This window comes from Halomonas elongata DSM 2581, assembly GCF_000196875.2.
Taxonomy (GTDB): domain Bacteria; phylum Pseudomonadota; class Gammaproteobacteria; order Pseudomonadales; family Halomonadaceae; genus Halomonas; species Halomonas elongata.
In genome coordinates, this window is sequence record NC_014532.2 from 3,290,254 (window position 1) to 3,310,190 (window position 19,937).

The 19,937-nt window shown below is 65.2% G+C and carries 19 protein-coding genes; 9 read left to right on the forward strand and 10 right to left on the reverse strand.

Annotated elements, in window-relative coordinates; genetic code table 11:
* Positions 1–2: 2 nt before the first annotated feature.
* The 7 genes from ispC to rpsB all read right to left on the reverse strand — a co-directional run bounded on the left by ispC (position 3) and on the right by rpsB (position 6,063).
* Positions 3–1,193, reverse strand: coding sequence for a 1-deoxy-D-xylulose-5-phosphate reductoisomerase (gene ispC / locus HELO_RS15310; RefSeq protein ID WP_013333554.1), 1,191 nt, complete (start codon positions 1,191–1,193; stop codon positions 3–5).
* 2 nt (positions 1,194–1,195) lie between these two features.
* The gene (locus tag HELO_RS15315) at positions 1,196–1,996 is read right to left on the reverse strand and encodes a phosphatidate cytidylyltransferase (protein ID WP_013333555.1); all 801 of its coding nucleotides are present in this window, start codon (positions 1,994–1,996) and stop codon (positions 1,196–1,198) included.
* Entirely contained in the window at positions 1,989–2,756 is a 768-nt protein-coding gene (gene uppS, locus HELO_RS15320; protein ID WP_041602657.1) for a polyprenyl diphosphate synthase, read from the reverse strand. The genes HELO_RS15315 and uppS overlap by 8 nt, the downstream gene beginning before the upstream one ends.
* Before the next feature lie 76 nt (positions 2,757–2,832).
* Entirely contained in the window at positions 2,833–3,390 is a 558-nt protein-coding gene (gene frr, locus HELO_RS15325; RefSeq protein ID WP_013333557.1) for a ribosome recycling factor, read from the reverse strand.
* Positions 3,391–3,394: 4 nt separating this feature from the next.
* Entirely contained in the window at positions 3,395–4,162 is a 768-nt protein-coding gene (pyrH, locus tag HELO_RS15330; protein ID WP_013333558.1) for a UMP kinase, read from the reverse strand.
* A 111-nt stretch (positions 4,163–4,273) separates the two neighbouring features.
* Positions 4,274–5,149 carry a translation elongation factor Ts gene (gene tsf, locus HELO_RS15335; RefSeq protein WP_013333559.1) on the reverse strand — a complete coding sequence of 292 codons (876 nt, stop codon included), beginning with the start codon at positions 5,147–5,149 and terminating at the stop codon, positions 4,274–4,276.
* Positions 5,150–5,316: 167 nt separating this feature from the next.
* Positions 5,317–6,063 (reverse strand): 30S ribosomal protein S2, encoded by a 747-nt coding sequence (gene rpsB / locus HELO_RS15340; protein WP_013333560.1) that lies wholly within the window; start codon positions 6,061–6,063, stop codon positions 5,317–5,319.
* 296 nt (positions 6,064–6,359) lie between these two features.
* Between rpsB and map the strand changes: the two genes are divergently transcribed.
* The 7 genes from map (at position 6,360) to HELO_RS15375 (ending at position 14,201) form a co-directional block, all read left to right on the forward strand.
* Positions 6,360–7,151 (forward strand): type I methionyl aminopeptidase, encoded by a 792-nt coding sequence (map, locus tag HELO_RS15345; protein ID WP_013333561.1) that lies wholly within the window; start codon positions 6,360–6,362, stop codon positions 7,149–7,151.
* A gap of 11 nt (positions 7,152–7,162) precedes the next feature.
* Positions 7,163–9,844, forward strand: coding sequence for a [protein-PII] uridylyltransferase (locus tag HELO_RS15350; protein ID WP_041602186.1), 2,682 nt, complete (start codon positions 7,163–7,165; stop codon positions 9,842–9,844).
* Positions 9,845–9,960: 116 nt separating this feature from the next.
* Entirely contained in the window at positions 9,961–11,178 is a 1,218-nt protein-coding gene (dapC, locus tag HELO_RS15355; protein ID WP_013333563.1) for a succinyldiaminopimelate transaminase, read from the forward strand.
* On the forward strand, positions 11,175–11,513 hold the full coding sequence (locus HELO_RS15360) for a Spx/MgsR family RNA polymerase-binding regulatory protein (protein WP_013333564.1): 339 nt from the start codon (positions 11,175–11,177) through the stop codon (positions 11,511–11,513). The genes dapC and HELO_RS15360 overlap by 4 nt, the downstream gene beginning before the upstream one ends.
* Before the next feature lie 37 nt (positions 11,514–11,550).
* Positions 11,551–12,576 (forward strand): 2,3,4,5-tetrahydropyridine-2,6-dicarboxylate N-succinyltransferase, encoded by a 1,026-nt coding sequence (gene dapD, locus HELO_RS15365; RefSeq protein WP_013333565.1) that lies wholly within the window; start codon positions 11,551–11,553, stop codon positions 12,574–12,576.
* A 49-nt stretch (positions 12,577–12,625) separates the two neighbouring features.
* Complete coding sequence (gene dapE, locus HELO_RS15370; protein WP_013333566.1) at positions 12,626–13,801, forward strand: succinyl-diaminopimelate desuccinylase; 1,176 nt, start codon at positions 12,626–12,628, stop codon at positions 13,799–13,801.
* Positions 13,802–13,814: 13 nt separating this feature from the next.
* Positions 13,815–14,201 (forward strand): hypothetical protein, encoded by a 387-nt coding sequence (locus HELO_RS15375; protein WP_013333567.1) that lies wholly within the window; start codon positions 13,815–13,817, stop codon positions 14,199–14,201.
* A 224-nt stretch (positions 14,202–14,425) separates the two neighbouring features.
* Here the strand turns inward: HELO_RS15375 and HELO_RS19410 are convergent, their stop codons facing one another.
* Positions 14,426–14,890: a cold-shock protein gene (locus tag HELO_RS19410; RefSeq protein ID WP_013333568.1), complete on the reverse strand. Its 465-nt coding sequence runs from the start codon at positions 14,888–14,890 to the stop codon at positions 14,426–14,428.
* Between the two features lie 284 nt (positions 14,891–15,174).
* Between HELO_RS19410 and HELO_RS15385 the strand changes: the two genes are divergently transcribed.
* Complete coding sequence (locus HELO_RS15385; protein WP_041602187.1) at positions 15,175–15,420, forward strand: SlyX family protein; 246 nt, start codon at positions 15,175–15,177, stop codon at positions 15,418–15,420.
* Positions 15,421–15,555: 135 nt separating this feature from the next.
* Here the strand turns inward: HELO_RS15385 and trxB are convergent, their stop codons facing one another.
* Positions 15,556–16,506 carry a thioredoxin-disulfide reductase gene (gene trxB / locus HELO_RS15390; RefSeq protein ID WP_013333570.1) on the reverse strand — a complete coding sequence of 317 codons (951 nt, stop codon included), beginning with the start codon at positions 16,504–16,506 and terminating at the stop codon, positions 15,556–15,558.
* 287 nt (positions 16,507–16,793) lie between these two features.
* On the reverse strand, positions 16,794–17,003 hold the full coding sequence (locus HELO_RS15395) for a CPXCG motif-containing cysteine-rich protein (protein WP_013333571.1): 210 nt from the start codon (positions 17,001–17,003) through the stop codon (positions 16,794–16,796).
* Positions 17,004–17,162: 159 nt separating this feature from the next.
* Here HELO_RS15395 and acnA point away from each other — a divergent pair, with 159 nt between their 5' ends.
* On the forward strand, positions 17,163–19,907 hold the full coding sequence (gene acnA, locus HELO_RS15400; RefSeq protein ID WP_013333572.1) for an aconitate hydratase AcnA: 2,745 nt from the start codon (positions 17,163–17,165) through the stop codon (positions 19,905–19,907).
* The last annotated feature ends 30 nt before the right edge of the window (positions 19,908–19,937 follow it).

Genomic DNA, 19,937 nt, shown 5'->3' on the forward strand with positions numbered 1-19,937 from the left:
GCTCATCGGCGCTCTAGCCTTGCCCGCGCCTCGTGACGTGCCCGATCGTCGGCTTCGAGGATGCCTCCGAGCTCATCGGCCGACTCCACCGGACAGGCATCGCGCACCCGCTCCACCAGCTCGCCGATCCCGGCAAACCCCAGCCGCCCTTCGAGAAAGGCCTCGACGGCCACCTCGTTGGCAGCATTGAGCACCGCCGGCGCCGTTCCGCCGGCGGTGATGGCCTCACGCGCCAGGCGCAGGCAGGGAAAGGCCGACTCATCCGGGCGCTCGAAATCCAGCCGCGCCACTTCGAACAGGTCCAGCGCCTGCACGCCTGACTCGATGCGTTCCGGCCAGGCCAGCCCGTGGGCGATCGGCGTGCGCATGTCGGGATTGCCCAACTGGGCGATCACCGAGCCGTCGTTGTAGGCGGCCATGGAGTGAATCACGCTCTGCGGATGCACGACCACCTGAATCTGATCAGGACGGGCATCGAACAGCCAGCAGGCCTCGATCAACTCGAGTCCCTTGTTCATCAGGCTGGCGCTGTCGACCGAAATCTTGCGCCCCATCGACCAATTGGGATGGGCGCAGGCCTGTTCCGGCGTCACCTCCGCCAGCCGCGACGCCTCCCAGCCCCGGAAGGGTCCGCCGGATGCCGTCAGCAGCAGCTGCGTGACGCCGTGTCGTGCCAACCCCCCACGATGCTCGGTGGGTAGACACTGATAAATGGCGTTATGTTCAGAATCGATGGGCAGCAGGGTGGCGCCGGAGCGCGTCACCGCCTCCATGAACAGCCCCCCGGACATCACCAGGGCTTCCTTGTTGGCCAGCAGCACGCGCTTGCCGGCCCGCACCGCCGCCAGGGTCGGCAGCAGGCCGGCGGCACCGACGATGGCCGCCATCACCACATCGACCTCGCGCGCCTCGCTGATCTCGATCAGCGCCTCGGCGCCGGCCCGGACCTCGGTATCCAGTCCCGCGTCGACGAGTTGCTCGCGCAGCCAGGCGGCATCCTCCTCGCGCTCCAGCACGGCCACTCTCGGCCGATGCGTCCGGCACTGCGCCAGCAGACGCTGCCGGGCACGATTCGCCGACAGGGCATGGACCCGATAACGGCTCGGGTGACGCGCGATGACATCGAGGGTGCTGGTGCCGATGGAACCGGTCGCCCCCAGCACGGTCACGTCAAGCGTCGGAGTGGTGGGCATGGTCAAGAGACTCCCAGGTGCAGCAGGGCGAACAAGGGGACGGCCGCGGTCAGGCTATCGATGCGGTCCAGGATACCGCCATGGCCGGGCAGCAACTGACTGGAATCTTTCAGGCCCCGATGGCGCTTGAGCATGCTTTCCAGCAGATCGCCGAGCACCGAGGCCAGCGTCACGACGATCGTCACGGCGAGCAGGACCAGGCCGCCGATCACGCCCAACCCCTGCCAGGCGGCGAACAGCACCGCCAGCAGCGCACTGACCAGCACGCCACCGGCCACGCCTTCCCAGGACTTGCCGGGACTGACGCTCGGTGCCAGCTTGCGCCGCCCCAGCGCCCGACCGACGAAATAGGCGCCGATATCGGCGCCCCAGACCAGGAGCAGCACGAACAACAACCAGACCGCCCCGCTCTCGCGCAGCACGCTGAACCCCACCCAGGTCGGCAGGAGCACCCAGGCGCCCATGGCCAGCCGCGCGCCGGTGGAATGCCACTGCACCGAGCGTGCCGGATAACCCGTCACCCAGTAGAGGTTGAGCAGCCACCCCAGGGCGCCCAGATACAGCGGCCAGATCGCCTGGGTCGAACCCGCCAGGCCGAGCAGCAGCATGGCGCCCCCGAGGGCGGCGACTGCCAGCCCGCGACAGCGCGGTGATTCCAGGCCGGCCAGCCGGGTCCACTCCCACCCGGCCAGCAGCACGACAACTGCCGTGAACAGCGCAAAGGGAGTGCCCTCGAGGCCGAACAGCCCGAGCAGGGTCAGCGGTGCCAGCCAGGCGGCGGTGATGATGCGTTGCTTAAGCACCGTGCGCCTCGACCTGCTCGTCGGTCATGCCGAAGCGCCGCTGGCGACCGGCAAAATCCACCAGGGCCTCATCGAAGGCCTCGGCACCGAAATCCGGCCACAGCACCGGTGTGAAATAGAGCTCGGCGTAGGCCATCTGCCACAGCAGAAAGTTGGAGATACGACACTCGCCACTGGTGCGAATACACAGGTCCACCGGTGGAGCGTCGCCGAGGCACAGCTCGGACTGCACGGCCCGCTCATCGATGCTGGCCGGGTCCAGTTCACCTGCGCCGACGCGTTCGCCGAGCCGGCGGGCGGCCTGGGCGATATCCCAGCGGCCGCCATAGTTGGCGGCGATCACCAGGTGCAGGCCGGTATTGCCGGCGGTCAGGGATTCCGCCGCTTCGATGTGCTTCTGGATCGTCGAGGAGAACCCCTCGCGCTCCCCGACGACCGACAGGCGGATGTCATGCTCGTGGAGCTTCTTTACCTCGCGTTTGAGCGCCATCAGGAACAGCTCCATCAGAGCGTGAACCTCGGCGGCCGGGCGCTTCCAGTTCTCGCTGGAAAAGGCGAAGAGCGTCAGGGTGCCGATGCCGCGCTCGGCGGCCCGGCGAATGACCGCTCGCACGGCCTCGACGCCGGCGTGATGGCCCCGCACGCCGGACAGGCCATGCGCCTTGGCCCAGCGGTTGTTGCCGTCCATGATGATGGCCACGTGGCGCGGAAGGGGGGCGTCCCCGGAGGGCGGCAGGTGAAGGGACTGCGGTGACGTCATGATGTCTCGCATGGCGAATGGAACACAGGCGTGCAGGTTTCGGGGGGCGGCGCCCTCGCGGGGCACCGCCTCGCCCTCAGACCTGCATCAGGTCGTGCTCCTTGGACTCCAGAGCCTTGTCGATCTCGCCGACGATCTTGTCGGTGAGCTTCTGGATCTCGTCCTCACCCTGGCGCTGGTCGTCCTCGGTGATGTCCTTGTCCTTGAGCAGCGTCTTGATCTCGTGGTTGGCGTCGCGACGCACGTTACGCACCGCCACCCGAGTATTCTCGGCTTCCTGACGCGCCTGCTTGATGTAGCCCTTGCGAGTCTCCTCGGTAAGCATCGGCATCGGCACCCGGATGACATTGCCGGCACTGGCGGGGTTGAGACCCAGCTCGGCGGTCATGATGGCCTTTTCCACCTTGGGCACCATGCTCTGCTCCCAGGGCACCACGGTCAGGGTCCGGGCATCCTCGACGTTGACCGAGGCCACCTGGTTGATCGGCATCTGACTGCCGTAATACTCCACGGTCACCGCATCCAGGATGCTCGGATGAGCGCGTCCGGTGCGGATCTTGTTGAAGTTGTTGTGAAGCGCCTCGAGGCTCTTCTTCATGCGGCTTTCCGCATCCTTCTTGATGTCGTCAATCACGATTTCACCCTCTGTCAATCAGCGTGCCTTCCCTGCCGCCCACCACCAGGTTCAGCAGCGCCCCAGGCTTGTTCATATTGAACACGCGAACCGGCATGTCATGGTCCCGCACCAGGCAGATGGCGGTCAAATCCATGACGCCGAGCTTCTGGTCGAGCGCATCGTCATAGGAAAGCTGCTCGTACTTGACCGCGTCAGTGTGCTGGACCGGATCCTTGTCGTAGACGCCGTCCACCTTGGTGGCCTTGACCACGACATCGGCATCGATCTCGATACCGCGCAGGCAGGCAGCGGAATCCGTGGTAAAGAAGGGATTGCCGGTGCCCGCCGAGAACAGCACCACATCACCGGATGTCAGGTAGCGGATGGCGGTGCGTCGGTCATAATGCTCCACCACCCCACTCATGGGAATCGCCGACATCACCCGCGAGCGGATGTTGGAACGCTCCAGGGCATCCCGCATGGCCAGGGCATTCATGACCGTGGCCAGCATGCCCATGTGGTCACCGGTGACGCGCTCCATGCCCGCCTCGTGCAGGGCGGCGCCACGGAACAGGTTGCCGCCGCCGACGACGATGCCCACCTGCACACCGATGCCGACAAGCTGGCCGATCTCCAGGGCCATGCGATCCAGCACCTTGGGATCGATGCCGAACTCGGCGTCGCCGGTCAGGGCTTCACCGGACAGCTTGAGCAGGATGCGCTTGTATTTCGAGACGTCGGCGCGGGGCTTGTCGGACTTGGCTGGAGCGGTTTGCTCGGCACTGCTCATGCGTGGATCTCCCGGAACTCGGCGAATGGACGTGAGTGGTCGGATATACCGACCGGATACGCGATGGCGTGCGCCATCGCGCACGCCATCGTCATGCTGGAACCTCTGACCTCAGCTACGCTTGGCCTGTTCCATCACTTCCTGGGCAAAATCGACTTCTTCCTTCTCGATGCCCTCGCCCACCTCGAAACGGGTGAAGCCGATCACTTCGCCGCCGGCGGCCTTGACGTACTCGGCGACGCTCTGGTTCGGATCCTTGACGAAGGCCTGTTCGGTCAGGCTGTTCTCGGCCAGGAACTTCTTCAGGCGACCCTGGACCATCTTCTCGGCGATCTGCTCCGGCTTGCCGGCCATGTCCGGCTGGGCCAGGATGATCGCCTTCTCTTCGTCCAGCTTCTCCTGAGGCATGTTCTCGGGCAGTGCGACGGCCGGGTTGAGCGCGGCGACGTGCATGGCCACGTCCTTGGCGACCTCGGCGTTGCCGCCGTTGAGCACGGTCAACACACCGATACGACCGCCATGGACATAGGCGCCGACCAGGCTACCGCCCTGGGAAGCGGCCTCGACGACCACGCTGCGACGCACGCCGATGTTCTCGCCGATCTTCTGCACCAGCTGCTCGCGATCGGCTTCCAGCTCGCCTTCCATGATGGCGGCGACGTCTTCGCTCTTGGCGGCGAAGAAGGCATCGGCCACCTTGTTGGCGAAGGCGATGAAGTTGTCGTCACGGGCCACGAAGTCGGTCTCGGAGTTGATCTCGACCATCACGCCGTAGCTGCCGTCTTCCGCGACGCGGGTGACGACGGCGCCTTCGGCGGCGGTACGACCGGCCTTCTTGGCGGCCTTGAGACCGGAGTTCTTGCGCAGGTTCTCGATGGCGGTGTCGATGTCACCACCGGCTTCGGTGAGTGCCTTCTTGCACTCCATCATGCCGAGCCCGGTACGCTCGCGCAGTTCCTTGACCTGAGAGGCGCTGATAGCTGCCATGGGTAGTGTCCTCTGAATGGTTCGACCTGGAAGATGGGAGCCGGGCGAACCCGGCGAATCCCGTTTCCGTCCCGGGGCGCAAGCAAGGGGGCCGGAGCCCCCTTGCGCCGTCACGGCGACGGATCGCCGACAAGCGGCGCGATTTCACGGCCCTGCCGGGCCCTCGATCACTCGGCAGCGGCGGCGTCGTCGCCAGCGCTTTCCTCGGTGACCTCGACGAATTCGTCGGGACGGCCTTCCTTCGCACGGGCGCAGGCATCGGCAATCGCCTTCACGTAGATCTGGATGGCGCGGATGGAGTCATCGTTGCCCGGGATCACGTAGTCGACGCCGTCCGGATCGGAGTTGGTATCCACCACGCCGATGACCGGAATACCCAGCTTGTTCGCCTCGTTGATGGCGATCCGCTCATGATCGACGTCGATCACGAACAGCGCATCGGGCAGGCCACCCATGTTCTTGATACCACCGATGGAACGCTCGAGCTTGTCCTGCTCGCGAGTCGCCATCAGCACTTCCTTCTTGGTCAGCTTCTCGAAAGTGCCGTCCTCGTGCATGGTCTCGAGTTCGCGCAGACGCTTGATGGACTGACGAATCGTCTTGAAGTTGGTCAACATGCCGCCGAGCCAGCGATGGTTGACGAACGACTGACCGACGCGGTTGGCTTCTTCCTTGACGATCTTGCTGGCGCTGCGCTTGGTGCCCACGAACAGGATCTTGTTGTTCGCGGCCGCCATCTTCTCGACCACATCGATGGCCTCGTTCAGGGCCGGAAGCGTATGCTCGAGGTTGATGATGTGAATCTTGTTACGTGCGCCGAAGATGTACTTGCTCATCTTCGGGTTCCAGTAACGGGTCTGGTGACCGAAGTGAGCGCCTGCCTTCAGCAGGTCACGCATATTGACGTGTGCCATGGATGACTCCTGGAAAATCGGGTTAGGCCTCCATGCACCCCATGGATCCGACCGCCGGTCGCGCCGACAGCACCCGGGACCATGTGCCGGTGCATGTGTGTTTTCAAGGCGTTGCGTTTAAATTGGCACCTTCCGGCCGTAAACCACTCGACACCTTGGGGACGAGAAGGATCGGCGATTGCAGGAAGGCGCGCAGCTTTATACCATGGATTACCTTCGAGATGAAGTCGCCCGACGTCCCTCCTCCGTGATTGGCGCGTTGCAGGCGGCCATGCCACCCCTGAATCCGAGCTTCCATGAACGTACCCATCAAGACGCCCGACGAGATCGAGAAGATGCGCGAGGCGGGCCGACAGGCCGCCAGTGTGCTGGAAATGATCACCCCCCATGTGCAGGCCGGCGTCAGCACCGGTGAACTCGACCGGCGCTGCCACGACTATATCGTCAACGAGCTGGGCTCCACGCCCGCCCCGCTGAATTATCACGGTTTTCCCAAGTCGATCTGCACCTCGATCAATCACGTGGTCTGCCACGGCATCCCCGATGACGCCAAGAAGCTGAAGAAAGGCGACATCATGAACATCGACATCACGGTGAAGACCGCCGATGGCTATCACGGCGATTCCAGCATGATGTTCATCGTCGGCGAGACCATCCAGGGCGAGCGCCTGTCGCGCGTCACCCAGGAATGCCTGTACAAGAGCATCGCCGCGGTACGCCCCGGCGTTCGGCTCTCCGAGCTGGCCCGCGTCATCCAGCAGCATGCCGAAGCCAACGGCTATTCGGTGGTTCGCGACTTCTGCGGACATGGCATCGGCGCCGGCTTCCATGAAGAACCGCAGATCCTGCACTACGATGGTTACGCCCCCGAAGCGGACATCACCCTCGCGGAAGGCATGTGCTTCACCATCGAGCCGATGATCAACGTCGGTGATCACCGCACCAAGGTGCTCCGGGATGGCTGGACCGCCGTGACCAAGGACAAGGGACTCACCGCCCAGTGGGAGCACACCCTGCTGGTCACCGCCACCGGCGTGGAGGTCCTCACCGCTCGACGCGACGAAGACCTCTCGTTCCTCGACCACTGAGCCGGCCCATCATGCTGCTCCACCACTATCGGTTCGAGCCCGACGAGACGCTGTTCGACATCGAGAAGTTCCGCACCGAGCTCGGCGGCAGCCGTTCGCCCATCGCGCCCTTCAAGGCTGCGCTGGGCGAGATCCAGGCACGGCTCGACGAACGCTTTCGTGCCGGCGCCGACATTCGCGACCTGGTGCATGGACGCGCCTGGTGCCTGGATCGCCTGCTGGCGATCGCCTGGGAGCTGCATGACTGGCCCGACGACGGCATCGCCCTGCTCGCCGTCGGCGGCTACGGCCGCGGCGAGCTGCATCCCCATTCGGACATCGATCTGCTGCTGCTGCTCGAGCAGGATGACGATACGCCCTACCGCGAACCGCTGACCGCCTTCATCACCTTCCTCTGGGACATCGGCCTGGAGATCGGCCACAGCGTTCGCTCGCTCACCGACTGCTCCCACGAAGCCGCCGCCGACGTCACGGTGATCACCAATCTGATCGAGACGCGCACCCTGGCCGGCCCCGAGCGACTGCGCGAGGCCATGCAGCAGCGTCTGTCGCCGGACCGGCTGTGGCCGGCGGATCACTTCTTCGAGGCCAAGTGGCAGGAGCAGATCAGCCGCCACTACCGCTTCAACAACTCCGAATACCACCTGGAGCCCAACATCAAGAGCTCTCCGGGCGGGCTGCGCGACATCCAGATGATCGGCTGGGTGGCCAAACGACACTTCGCCACCCAGCGCTACGAAGACCTGGTCGCCCATGGCTTCATGAACGACGCCGAGCTGCACATCCTCAGCCAGGGGCAGGCCTTCCTCTGGCAAGTGCGCTATGCGCTGCACATGCTCAGCGGCCGGGCCGAGGACCGCCTGCTGTTCGACCACCAGCGCACCATCGCCGAGCTGTTCGGCTACCACGACACCCCGGAGCGCCTGGCCGTCGAGCAGTTCATGAAGCGCTACTATCGCCACGTCACCGCGCTCGCCAGGCTCAACGACATGCTGCTGCAGCACTTCGACGAAGCCATCCTGCACGGCGGCGAGTCGTTCGAGACCGTCCCCTTAAACGAACGCTTCGAGATCAAGGGCGGCTACATCCAGGCCCGCTCGCGGACGCTCTTCCAGGAACACCCCTCGGCGTTGCTGGAACTCTTCCTGCTGATGGCCGAGCATCCCGAGATCGAGGGCGTGCGTGCCGACACCATCCGCCTGATCCGCGATCATCGCCACCTGATCGACGACCGTTTTCGCGCCGACCCTCACCACCAGCGTCTGTTCATGGCGCTGCTGCGCTCCAGCGGCAACGTCGCCCGCCAGTTGCGGCGCATGAACCGCTACGGCGTGCTCGGCAAGTATCTGCCGGTCTTCGGCCAGGCCGTGGGCCTGATGCAACACGACCTCTTCCACATCTACACCGTGGATGCCCATACCCTGCGGCTGCTGAAGTGCATCCACGGCTTCCGCAAGCCCGATGCCCGGGAAAGCTTCCCCGTCGCGGCCGAACTGGTCCAGCAACTGCCCCGGCTGGACCTGCTGTGGATCGCCGGCCTGTTCCACGACATCGGCAAGGGGCGCGGCGGCGACCATTCGCTGATCGGCGCCCGGGATGTCGAGGCCTTCGCCCACGATCACGGCCTTTCCGAGCGTGACACCCGGCTGGTGAGCTGGCTGGTCGAGCATCACCTGCTGATGTCCATGGTGGCCCAGAAGCGCGACATCACCGATCCCGACGTGATCAGCGACTTCGCACGCTGTGTCGGTGACGAGACCCGGCTCGATTACCTCTACGTACTGACGGTGGCCGACATCAATGCCACCAACCCCACGCTGTGGAACGGCTGGCGCGCCTCGCTGCTGCGCCAGCTCCACGGCGAAACCCGACGCGCCCTGCGCCGCGGCCTCGAAAATCCCATGGAGCGCGACGACTCGGTGCGCGAGACGCGCGACGAGGCTCACTCCCTGCTGGCCACGGTCGGTGCCGACATGGAAAAGGTCGATCGCCTGTGGGCCTCGCTGGGCGAAGACTACTTCCTGCAGTACGCCCCCAGCGAGATCGCCTGGCAGACCCAGGGCATCCTCGGCCACGCCGGCAGCGAGCTGCCGCTGATCCTGCTCAGCGCGCCCACTGCCGACATGGCCGAGGGCGGTACCAAGGTGTTCATCCACACCCGCTCGGTGGACGACCTGTTCGCCGCCACCTCGGCGGCCATGGAACAACTGGGGCTATCGATCCACGATGCCCGCATCGCCACCTCGAGCAACAACTGGACCCTCAACACCTTCATCGTTCTCGACGACCATGGCCACGCCATCCGCGACCCCGCTCGACTGGAGGAAATCCGCCACCATCTGGTGGAAGAACTCGACGATCCCGACGACTACCCGCAGATCGTCACCCGCCACACACCGAGGCAGCTCAAGCATTTCCGCGTGCCCACCGAGGTCTTCATCCGCCAGGACCCAGCCAATGAACGCACCCTGCTCGAGCTCGTCGCCCCGGACCGCCCGGGACTGCTGGCACGCGTCGGGCGCATCTTCATGGAACAGGACATCGCCCTCTCGGCAGCCAAGATCGCTACCCTGGGCGAACGTGTCGAGGACGTCTTCTTCATTACCGACAAGGCCGGAGCGCCGCTCATCGACGCTGAACGCCAGCGCCGCCTGCGCGAGCGCCTGATCGAGGTACTCGACGTCAGCGGCTGAGCGGAATGCCGAGCAGCGCGTTTGAGGCCCATCCGGGGCTTCCCTATAATCGGCGTCCTGCCTGCGCGACACGACACAACACAACGACGCCGATCACGGCCCTCGACTGGACACCCATGAACCCCGACCTCGACGCGCTCCAACCCTATCCGTTCGAGCGGCTCGCCTCCCTCAAGGCGGGCATTACGCCGCCCGATGATCTGCCCCATATTCCGCTGACCATCGGCGAGCCTCGCCATGCCCCTTTCGAGGGCGCCCTGCAGGCACTCGTCGACCAGCGCCACGAAATGGCCCGCTATCCGGCGACCGGTGGGCTCGTCGAGCTGCGCCGCGCCATCGCCGACTGGGCAAGCCAGCGTTTCGGCCTCGACGACCTCGATGCCGATCGTCAGGTCCTGCCGGTCAACGGCACCCGGGAGGCGATCTTCGCCTTCGTCCAGGCGGCCCTGGATCGGACACGCCCCGCGCGGGTCGCCGTGCCCAATCCCTTCTATCAGATCTATGAAGGCGCCACCCTGCTGGCCGGCGGCACGACGCTCACCCTGGACTGCCGGGCCGAACACGACTTCCGCCCCGACCTGGAGGCCGTACCGGCCGCGACCTGGCGCGACGTGCAGATCGTCTTCGTCTGCTCGCCGGGCAACCCCACCGGCGCGGTGACGCCGCTCGCGGATCTCGAGCGCCTGATTCAACTGGCCGACGAATTCGATTTCATCGTCGCCGCCGACGAGTGCTATTCGGAACTCTACCTGGACGAATCCGCCCCGCCGCCAGGCTTGCTGGAAGCCTGCGCGCGACTCGGCCGCCAGGACTACCGGCGCTGCCTGGTCTTCCATTCGCTCTCCAAGCGTTCCAACCTGCCGGGGCTGCGCTCGGGCTTCGTGGCCGGCGACGCCGAGCTGATCTCGGCCTTCCGCCGCTACCGCACCTACCATGGCTGTGCCATGTCGCTGCCGCTGCAGCACGCCTCCATCGCCGCCTGGCGCGACGAGGCCCATGTGCGCGCCAACCGCGACGCCTATCGGGAGAAGTTCGCGGCGGTGACCGAGATCCTCGCCCCGGTGATGGATTTCCCCACGCCCGAAGCCAGCTTCTACCTCTGGCCGTCGGTGCCCGGCGGCGACGACGAGGCCTTCGCCCGAGCGCTGTACGCCGAGCGGCACGTCAGCGTACTGCCGGGCAGCTACATGGGCCGGCCCGGTTTCGACGGCGACAACCCCGGCGCCGGCCGGGTCCGTCTGGCCCTGGTCGACGACCTGGACGCCACCACGCAAGCGGCCAGGCGCATGCGCGACCTGATCGAGAAAACCGTCAGCTGGGAGACGACGCCATGATGATGCTGATGATGATCAAGAATTGCGACACCTGCCGTCGCGCCCGCAAGGCCCTGGAAGGCAAGGGCATTCCCTTCCAGACCCACGACCTGCGCGAGGACGGCCTGTCCGCGGCGCTGCTCGAACACATCCTCGAGCATGTCCCGGTCATGACCCTGCTCAACAAGCGCAGCACCACCTGGCGGCAACTCGACGACGCCGACAAGGCCGACATCGACGCCAACAAGGCCCGCGAGTTGATGCTGGCCAACCCCACTCTGCTCAAGCGCCCGCTGCTGGACACCGGCGACGACATCCTCGTCGGCTTCCGCGATGGCGACTACGACAACCTGTGAGGCGCCCCGGCGCCACTGCACCCGAGAGGATCCCCACATGCTCAGCTTTGCACTCGGAATCGGCACCCAGAACACCCAGGGAGACTGGCTGGAGATCTACTATCCGGCGCCCCTGCTGAACCCCGAGGCCAGCCTGGTCGAGGCCGCCGCCAAGGTACTGGACGCCCCCGCCGGCAACGCCGCGGTCAGCTTCCTGCCGGAACACTGCGCCGAGCTCGCCGGAGCGCTCAAGGCCGCCGGCCATGAGGCCCAGGCCGAACTCGCCGAATCCCTGGCCTCCAGCCAGCGGCCGCTGGTCGCCACCTTCATCGCCGAGGACGACGCTCCCCAGAGCGCTCCCGAGGTCTATCTCAAGCTGCACCTGCTCTCCCATCGCCTGGTCAAGCCGCACGGCATCGACCTGACCGGCATGTTCGGGCTGCTGCGCAACATCGCCTGGACCAACGAAGGCGCCATCGATATCGAAGAGCTGCCGGCACGGCGCCTCAAGGCCCGCCTCGAAGGCCGGACCCTCTCGGTGGATTGCGTCGACAAGTTCCCCAAGATGACCGACTACGTGGTGCCCGGCGGCGTACGTATCGCCGACACCGCCCGGGTACGCCTCGGCGCCTATCTCGGCGAAGGCACCACGGTGATGCACGAAGGCTTCGTCAACTTCAACGCCGGCGCCGAAGGCCCCGGGATGATCGAAGGCCGGATCTCGGCCGGCGTGCTGGTCGGCAAGGGCTCCGACCTGGGTGGCGGCTGCTCCACCATGGGCACGCTGTCCGGCGGCGGCAACATCGTCATCAAGGTCGGCGAAGGCTGCCTGATCGGTGCCAATGCCGGCATCGGCATTCCGCTGGGGGATCGCTGCACCGTCGAGGCCGGGCTCTACATCACCGCCGGCGCCAAGGTCACCCTGCTCGACGACCAGGGCCAGGAAGTCCGCACCGTGGCGGCCCGCGAACTGGCCGGCCAGGACGACCTGCTGCTGCGTCGCAATTCCCAGAACGGCCGCATCGAGTGCCTGACCAACAAGAGCGCCATCGCCCTCAACGAAGCGCTGCACGCCCACAACTGAGTCGCTCCCGGGCGCTGCGGCGCCCGGGGCCGGCCCACCGGAATCCCGCATGACCTCATCCGAGACCGCCAATACCCTGTCCCCCACGCTCGAGCTCGCCATGGAGCTCATGCGACGCCCCTCCGTCACCCCCGACGACCAGGGCTGTCAGGAGCTGATGATCGAGCGCCTCGCCCGGCTCGGCTTCCAGATCGAGCGGCTGCCGTTCGGCGACGTCGAGAACTTCTGGGCCGTGCACGGCCATCACGGCCCGGTACTGGCGTTCGCCGGCCATACCGACGTGGTGCCCAGCGGCCCCGAGGTGCACTGGCAATATCCGCCCTTCGAACCGCGCATCGACGACGACGGCATGCTGTGCGGGCGCGGTGCGGCAGACATGAAGGGCAGCCTGGCCGCCATGCTCACCGCCGTGGAGCGCTTCGTCACCGAGCATCCGGATCATCCCGGACGCATCGCCTTTCTGATCACCTCCGACGAGGAAGGCCCGGCGGTGGACGGCACCCGCGCGGTAGTCGAGCATCTCCGCGAGTCGCACGATCGCCTGGATTACTGCATCGTCGGCGAGCCCTCCTCCACCGAGCAACTCGGCGACGTGATCAAGAACGGCCGCCGCGGCTCGCTCGGCGGCGTCCTGCATGTGCGCGGCACTCAGGGCCATGTGGCCTACCCGCACCTGGCCCGCAACCCCATCCACCAGGCCGCGCCGGCACTCGACGCCCTGGTGCGCGAGCACTGGGACGGCGGCAATACCTTCTTCCCGGCCACCAGTTTCCAGATCTCCAACCTGCGTGCCGGCACCGGCGCCACCAACGTGATTCCCGGCGACCTGGAAGCGACCTTCAACTTCCGCTACTCCACCGAGGTCACCCACGAGGCGCTGCAGCAGCGCACCGAGGCCATCCTCGAGGCTCACGGCCTGGATTTCCACATCGACTGGACCCTCAACGGCGAGCCTTTCCTGACCGCCGAGGGCGAACTGGTCGACGCCGCCCTGGCCGGCGTCGAGGATGTACTGGCGCGGCGGCCCGAACTCTCCACCTCCGGAGGCACCTCGGACGGCCGCTTCATCGCCAGCCTCGGCAGCCAGGTGGTCGAACTGGGGCCCCTGAACGCCACCATCCACAAGGTCGACGAGCGCGTCAGGGCCACCGATCTCGATGACCTGAGCCGTATCTACGAAGCTATTCTCGCCCGCCTGTTCGTCAACGGCACATCACGGCCCTGAGCCGGAGGTAGTCATGGAAGCGTATCCCGACATCGAGATCTACCTGGCCCATGTCGACCCGGAGGCGTTGAACGCCTGGCTCGGCGACACCCTCGGCACCCCGCCACTGGCCTCGGCCGGCAAGAATCGCTGGCGTGCGCAAGGCCAGCATGACGGCCATGACATCGACATCCTGCTGGTGCTCAAGGCAGCCGACGGCTTCGCCAGCCTGTGGTTCGACAGCCCCGACACCCCCTGGGCGACGGATACCGACTGCGCCCGCGAAGCCGCCGGCCGGCTGGGCTGCGAAGTTCGCTGTTCGCTGGGAGGCTGGCAGCCCGGCGACGACCCGGACCGCTTTCTGCAGGTCCTGCCCGACGGCCAGGAAACGACCATCGAATGGCCGGATTCAGGGCAGTAAGAAGGAAGAGGGAAGAGGGAAGAGGGAAGACAGATTGGCCCCGGGGTTTGGAGCGTCAAAGATTTCCTTCCCTCTTCCTATGACGTTGGTTCAGGTGGAAGAAAACCGCGCCGAACGAAGATCAGACAAGGCGGAAGGTCGCCGAGAGAGCGGAGTTTACGAGCTGCTAAATGAGCATCTCGAGACGACCTTCCAACACAGTATGATCAAGTGCAGGCCGGTTTTCAGGTAATGACGGTGACATCGTCGGCCTGCAACCCCCGCTCATTGCGCGACACCTGATACTTCACCTTCTGGCCCTCGGCCAGGGTGCGATGTCCACGCCCGCGAATGGCCCGGAAGTGCACGAACACATCCTCGCCACTGTCACGCGTGATGAAACCGTACCCCTTGTTGACATTGAACCACTTGACCTCGCCGATCTCGCGATCATCGTCCTCGACCTCGGCCAGATTGACCAACTGAGGCGTCAGGGCGTTGACTGCCAGGGTAGCGATCAGCAACAGGACGAAAACCGCCAGGGCCACGGCCAGATAGACGGCACCCACACCCCCTATCTCGAGACTGGCGAATATCTCTCTGGACATGGCGCCACCGGCAAGATGCACGAACAAGGCCACCAATAGCGGTGACGGCGCGGCCAGCAACAGGCTGATGAGACTGCAACGCAACACGACCTTTCGATTCATAAACTTCTGATGCTCTCTTTGTCGTAATAGAAAGGAAGGAATTCAGGAAATGCTGAATAAATAACCGAGCGTAGTAAAGTGCATGGCACCCGGAGCACGGAAAGCGAGATATAACATGTCGTTAAGCGAACTTTCGCGCACCGCATCACGCAGCATTTTACCCACGCAGGCATTCAAGCAGTGTTTCCATAACGCGGCACGAGGCACTGTACGGCGTGACACGCCGCCCCCGAACCTAGACCGATGCCACGGTGAACGGTGGCATGCAGCACAAGGATTCTATCATGAACCACGATGACACGCCTTCCGATCTCCAGGCCCGACTGACTGCCCTGGAAAGCCGCTACGCCTATCAGGAAGACTGGCTGGATACCCTGGACCGCACCGTGGCACAGCAGGAAAAACGCCTGGCGCAGCTCGAGAGACTCAACGAATTGATGCAGCGCAAGATACGCGACCAGCAACGCGCCCTGCAGGAAAACGACGCGGCGACACCCCGCCCCGAAGACGAGATGCCGCCGCATTACTGAAAGCCGTAAGCCGTAAGCCGTAAGCCGTAAGCCGTAAGCCGTAAGCCGTAAGCCGTAAGCCAGGCTCGAAGCCAATCGACGCCCCATCAAGGGGTTTCTTATAGCTTACAGCTTACCGCTCCGGGCGAAGCCCGGTCACAGCTCGTCGAGATACCGCTCGGCGTCGAGGGCGGCCATGCAGCCGCTGCCCGCCGACGTCACGGCCTGGCGATAGACATGGTCCATGACGTCGCCGGCGGCGAAGACACCGGGCACGCTGGTGGCGGTGGCGTTGCCCTCGAGCCCCGACTGGACCTTGATATAGCCGCCGGCCATGTCCAGCTGGCCTTCGAAGATGCCGGTGTTGGGGCTATGGCCGATGGCGATGAACACGCCCGGTGCATCGAGCTCGCGGGTACTGCCGTCCTCGGTGGACTTGAGCCGGGCCCCGGTCACGCCGGTATTGTCGCCCAGCACCTCATCGAGAGTGTGATTCCAGATCACTTCGATGTTGCCGTTCTCCACCTTGTCGAACAGCTTGTCCTGGAGGATCTTCTCGGCGCGCAGGCTGTCACGGCGATGCACCAGCGTCACCTTGGACGCAATGTTGGAAAGGTACAGCGCTTCCTCGACGGCGGTATTGCCGCCACCGACCACCACGACATCCTGGTTGCGATAGAAGAAGCCATCGCAGGTAGCGCAGGCCGACACGCCCTGCCCCATGAAGCGGCTCTCGGATTCCAGGCCCAGGTAGCGGGCACTGGCTCCCGTGGCGATGATCAGCGCATCGCAGGTGTAGGTACCGTTGTCACCCTTGAGCGTGAAGGGACGCTCGCGCAACTCGACCTCATGGACATGGTCGAACAGCACCTCGGTCTCGAAGCGCTCGGCATGTCGCTTCATGCGCTCCATCAACTCCGGGCCCTGGACCCCGATGTCATCGCCGGGCCAGTTGTCCACATCCGTGGTGGTGGTCAACTGACCGCCGGCCTGGATACCGGTGATCAACAGCGGCTTGAGATTGGCCCGGGCCGCATAGACGGCCGCCGTGTAACCGGCCGGCCCGGAACCTAGGATGATCAGGCGTTCGTGGCGCGCTTCGCTCATGGGATACCTCGCAACTCTGGCAATGGGTAACGCAACGGACTGGGTGATGCCGATGCCCCATCGGCATGACGCAGGCCACTGCGGGCTGAGACGCTGCAAGGCAACCGGGCGCTGTACGTCCAGGCCAGACGCTCATGGCGTCTCCTTTCAGGCATTGTGTGATCAATGATGAAAAATGGGATACCACACTAGGCCAGTCAGCGCCGTCGGACCATTCTCTCGACGCTATGGCATGCATAGCCGCGGCCTATTGTGCCGTGCACGACAGGGTTGCGCCAGCGGACACCTTACAGCACGTCGTCATCCCGCCCCAGGGTCACCGACTCCAGTTCACCGCTGATCGAGGACACCTCGATACGCAGCTGGATGGGGGCGCAGCAGCGCGGGCAATCCTCCCAGGTCGCGTGACTGCCCTGAGAGGCGTCGACCTGTAACGCGAAGGGCGTGTCGCAGTAGGGACAACGAACCGATCGACTCTCCAGTGCGTCCTCGTGCACGATTCCTCCAGACAACAAATCACCCGGTGCATGTGGGGATGACCCGCCTCGTTATCAAGACCGATCGCCGGGCGCAGTGGTTGAAAAGCGCTTCTATCATGACCATGTAAGAACACGAACCCAGGATGGTTCGACACTCCCCGTGACAGGAGGATAGCAATGAGCACCGAGTCCACACCGGATACCTTGCAGACCTTCGAGGCCGCCGGCACTACCTACCACTATTACAGCCTGCCGAAAGCCGCCGAAGCCCTGGGCGACATCGACCGCCTGCCGATGACGCTCAAGATCCTGCTTGAAAACCAGTTGCGCTTCGCCGACGACCCCAGCGTCGCCCGCGAGGACATGCAGGCACTGGTCGACTGGCAGCAGGACGCCTCGTCCGATCGCGAAATCGGCTACCGCCCGGCCAGGGTCCTGATGCAGGACTTCACCGGCGTGCCCGGTGTGGTCGACCTCGCTTCCATGCGCAACGCCGTCGAGCGCCTCGGCGAAGACCCCTCGCGCATCAACCCGCTGTCGCCGGTCGACCTGGTCATCGACCATTCGGTGATGGTCGACAAGTTCGGCAATCCCACGGCGTTCCGCGACAACGTGGCCATCGAGATGGAGCGCAACCGCGAGCGCTACGAATTCCTGCGCTGGGGTCAGCAGGCCTTCGACAACTTCCGTGTCGTGCCGCCGGGCACCGGTATCTGTCACCAGGTCAACCTCGAATACCTGGGCAAGACGGTGTGGGCCAAGGAAGAAGACGGCAAGACCTTCGCCTATCCCGACACCCTGGTGGGCACCGATTCCCACACCACCATGATCAACGGCCTGGGCGTGCTCGGCTGGGGCGTGGGCGGCATCGAGGCCGAGGCCGCGATGCTCGGCCAGCCGGTGTCGATGCTGATTCCCGAGGTCGTCGGCTTCAAGCTCACCGGCAAGCTCCGCGAGGGCATCACCGCCACCGACCTGGTGCTGACGGTGACCCAGATGCTGCGCGAGCGCGGCGTGGTGGGCAAGTTCGTCGAATTCTACGGCGACGGCCTGGCCGACCTGCCGCTGGCCGACCGCGCCACCATCGCCAACATGGCCCCCGAGTATGGCGCCACCTGCGGCTTCTTCCCGGTCGACGACGAGACGCTCAACTATCTCCGCCTGACCGGTCGCGACGACGCCCAGATCGAACTGGTCGAGACCTACTGCAAGACCCAGGGGCTGTGGCGCGAACCCGGCCACGAGCCGATCTTCAGCGATACCCTGCAGCTCGACATGAACGACGTGGAACCCAGCCTGGCCGGCCCCAAGCGCCCCCAGGACCGCGTCGCCCTGAAGAACATGCCGACGGCCTTCGCCAAGGTCATGGAAGAAGACGGCAAGTCGTTGTCGACCACCGAGAAGGGGCGCCTGTTCTCCGAAGGCGGCCAGACCGCCGTGGGTGTCGAGGAAAGCTATGAGCATCACGACAGCCAGAAGGTCGACATGGAAGGCGATGCCTTCCGGCTCGATCCCGGCGCCGTGGTGATCGCCGCCATCACCTCCTGCACCAACACCTCCAACCCCAGCGTGATGATGGCCGCCGGCCTGCTGGCGCGCAACGCCCTGGCCCGGGGCCTCAAGACCAAACCCTGGGTCAAGACCTCGCTGGCCCCCGGCTCCAAGGTGGTGACCGACTATCTCGCCGCCGGCGGCGTCCAGGACGACCTGGACACACTGGGCTTCAACCTGGTGGGCTACGGCTGCACCACCTGCATCGGCAACTCCGGACCGCTGCCGGAAGCCATCGAGAAGGCCATCGAGGCCGGCGACCTGACCGTGGCCTCGGTGCTGTCGGGCAACCGTAACTTCGAGGGCCGGGTGCATCCGCTGGTCAAGACCAACTGGCTGGCCTCGCCGCCCCTGGTGGTGGCCTACGCCCTGGCCGGCAACGTGCGCAAGGACCTCGCCAACGAACCGCTCGGCACCGGCGACGACGGCCAGCCGGTCTACCTCCAGGACATCTGGCCCAGCCAGGCAGAGATCGCCGAGGCGGTGGAGAAGGTCAAGACCGAGATGTTCCGCAAGGAATACGCCGAAGTCTTCGACGGCGACGACGTCTGGAAGTCCATCGACGTGCCCGAGAGCCAGGTCTACCAGTGGTCCGATGACTCGACCTACATCCAGCATCCGCCCTTCTTCGAGGGCATGGGCCGCGAGCCCGCCGCCACCGAGGATGTCGAGAGCGCTCACATCCTGGCCCTGCTCGGCGACTCGGTGACCACCGACCACATCTCACCAGCCGGCGCCATCAAGCCCGACAGCCCCGCTGGTCGCTATCTCCAGGAGCGCGGCGTCAAGCCGGTGGACTTCAACTCCTACGGCTCGCGTCGCGGCAACCACGAGATCATGATGCGCGGCACCTTCGCCAACGTGCGTATCAAGAACGAGATGCTCGATGGCGTGGTCGGCGGCGAGACTCGCCATGTGCCCTCCGGCGAGCAGATGTCCATCTACGACGCGGCCATGCAGTACCAGCAGGAAGGCACCCCGCTGGTGGTGATCGCCGGCAAGGAATACGGCACCGGTTCCTCGCGCGACTGGGCCGCCAAGGGCACCCGACTGCTCGGCGTACGCGCCGTGCTGGCCGAATCCTTCGAACGCATTCACCGCTCCAACCTGATCGGCATGGGCGTGGTGCCTCTGCAGTTCACCGAGGGCGACACCCGCGAGACCCTGGGTCTGACCGGCGATGAGCGGATCTCGATCTCCGGACTCTCGGAGCTGACCCCGGGCGGCAAGGTCGAAGTGACCATCACCAGTCCCAAGGGCGAGAAGCGCATCGAAGCCCTGTGCCGCATCGATACCGCCAACGAGCTGGAGTACTACCTCCACGGCGGCATCCTGCACTACGTGCTGCGCAAGATGATCGGCGCGGCCTGATCGCCGTCAACCGACCCGCATGACGCAAAA

Coding starts and splice junctions, on each gene's coding strand:
- acnA (WP_013333572.1), top strand. CDS start 17,163: ATGAGCACCGAGTCCACACCGGATACCTTGCAGACCTTCGAGGCCGCC.
- HELO_RS15360 (WP_013333564.1), top strand. CDS start 11,175: ATGATGATGCTGATGATGATCAAGAATTGCGACACCTGCCGTCGCGCC.
- ispC (WP_013333554.1), bottom strand. CDS start 1,193: ATGCCCACCACTCCGACGCTTGACGTGACCGTGCTGGGGGCGACCGGT.
- HELO_RS19410 (WP_013333568.1), bottom strand. CDS start 14,890: ATGAATCGAAAGGTCGTGTTGCGTTGCAGTCTCATCAGCCTGTTGCTG.
- HELO_RS15385 (WP_041602187.1), top strand. CDS start 15,175: ATGAACCACGATGACACGCCTTCCGATCTCCAGGCCCGACTGACTGCC.
- pyrH (WP_013333558.1), bottom strand. CDS start 4,162: ATGAGCAGTGCCGAGCAAACCGCTCCAGCCAAGTCCGACAAGCCCCGC.
- uppS (WP_041602657.1), bottom strand. CDS start 2,756: ATGACGTCACCGCAGTCCCTTCACCTGCCGCCCTCCGGGGACGCCCCC.
- HELO_RS15375 (WP_013333567.1), top strand. CDS start 13,815: ATGGAAGCGTATCCCGACATCGAGATCTACCTGGCCCATGTCGACCCG.
- tsf (WP_013333559.1), bottom strand. CDS start 5,149: ATGGCAGCTATCAGCGCCTCTCAGGTCAAGGAACTGCGCGAGCGTACC.
- trxB (WP_013333570.1), bottom strand. CDS start 16,506: ATGAGCGAAGCGCGCCACGAACGCCTGATCATCCTAGGTTCCGGGCCG.
- dapD (WP_013333565.1), top strand. CDS start 11,551: ATGCTCAGCTTTGCACTCGGAATCGGCACCCAGAACACCCAGGGAGAC.
- dapC (WP_013333563.1), top strand. CDS start 9,961: ATGAACCCCGACCTCGACGCGCTCCAACCCTATCCGTTCGAGCGGCTC.
- rpsB (WP_013333560.1), bottom strand. CDS start 6,063: ATGGCACACGTCAATATGCGTGACCTGCTGAAGGCAGGCGCTCACTTC.
- dapE (WP_013333566.1), top strand. CDS start 12,626: ATGACCTCATCCGAGACCGCCAATACCCTGTCCCCCACGCTCGAGCTC.
- map (WP_013333561.1), top strand. CDS start 6,360: ATGAACGTACCCATCAAGACGCCCGACGAGATCGAGAAGATGCGCGAG.
- HELO_RS15350 (WP_041602186.1), top strand. CDS start 7,163: ATGCTGCTCCACCACTATCGGTTCGAGCCCGACGAGACGCTGTTCGAC.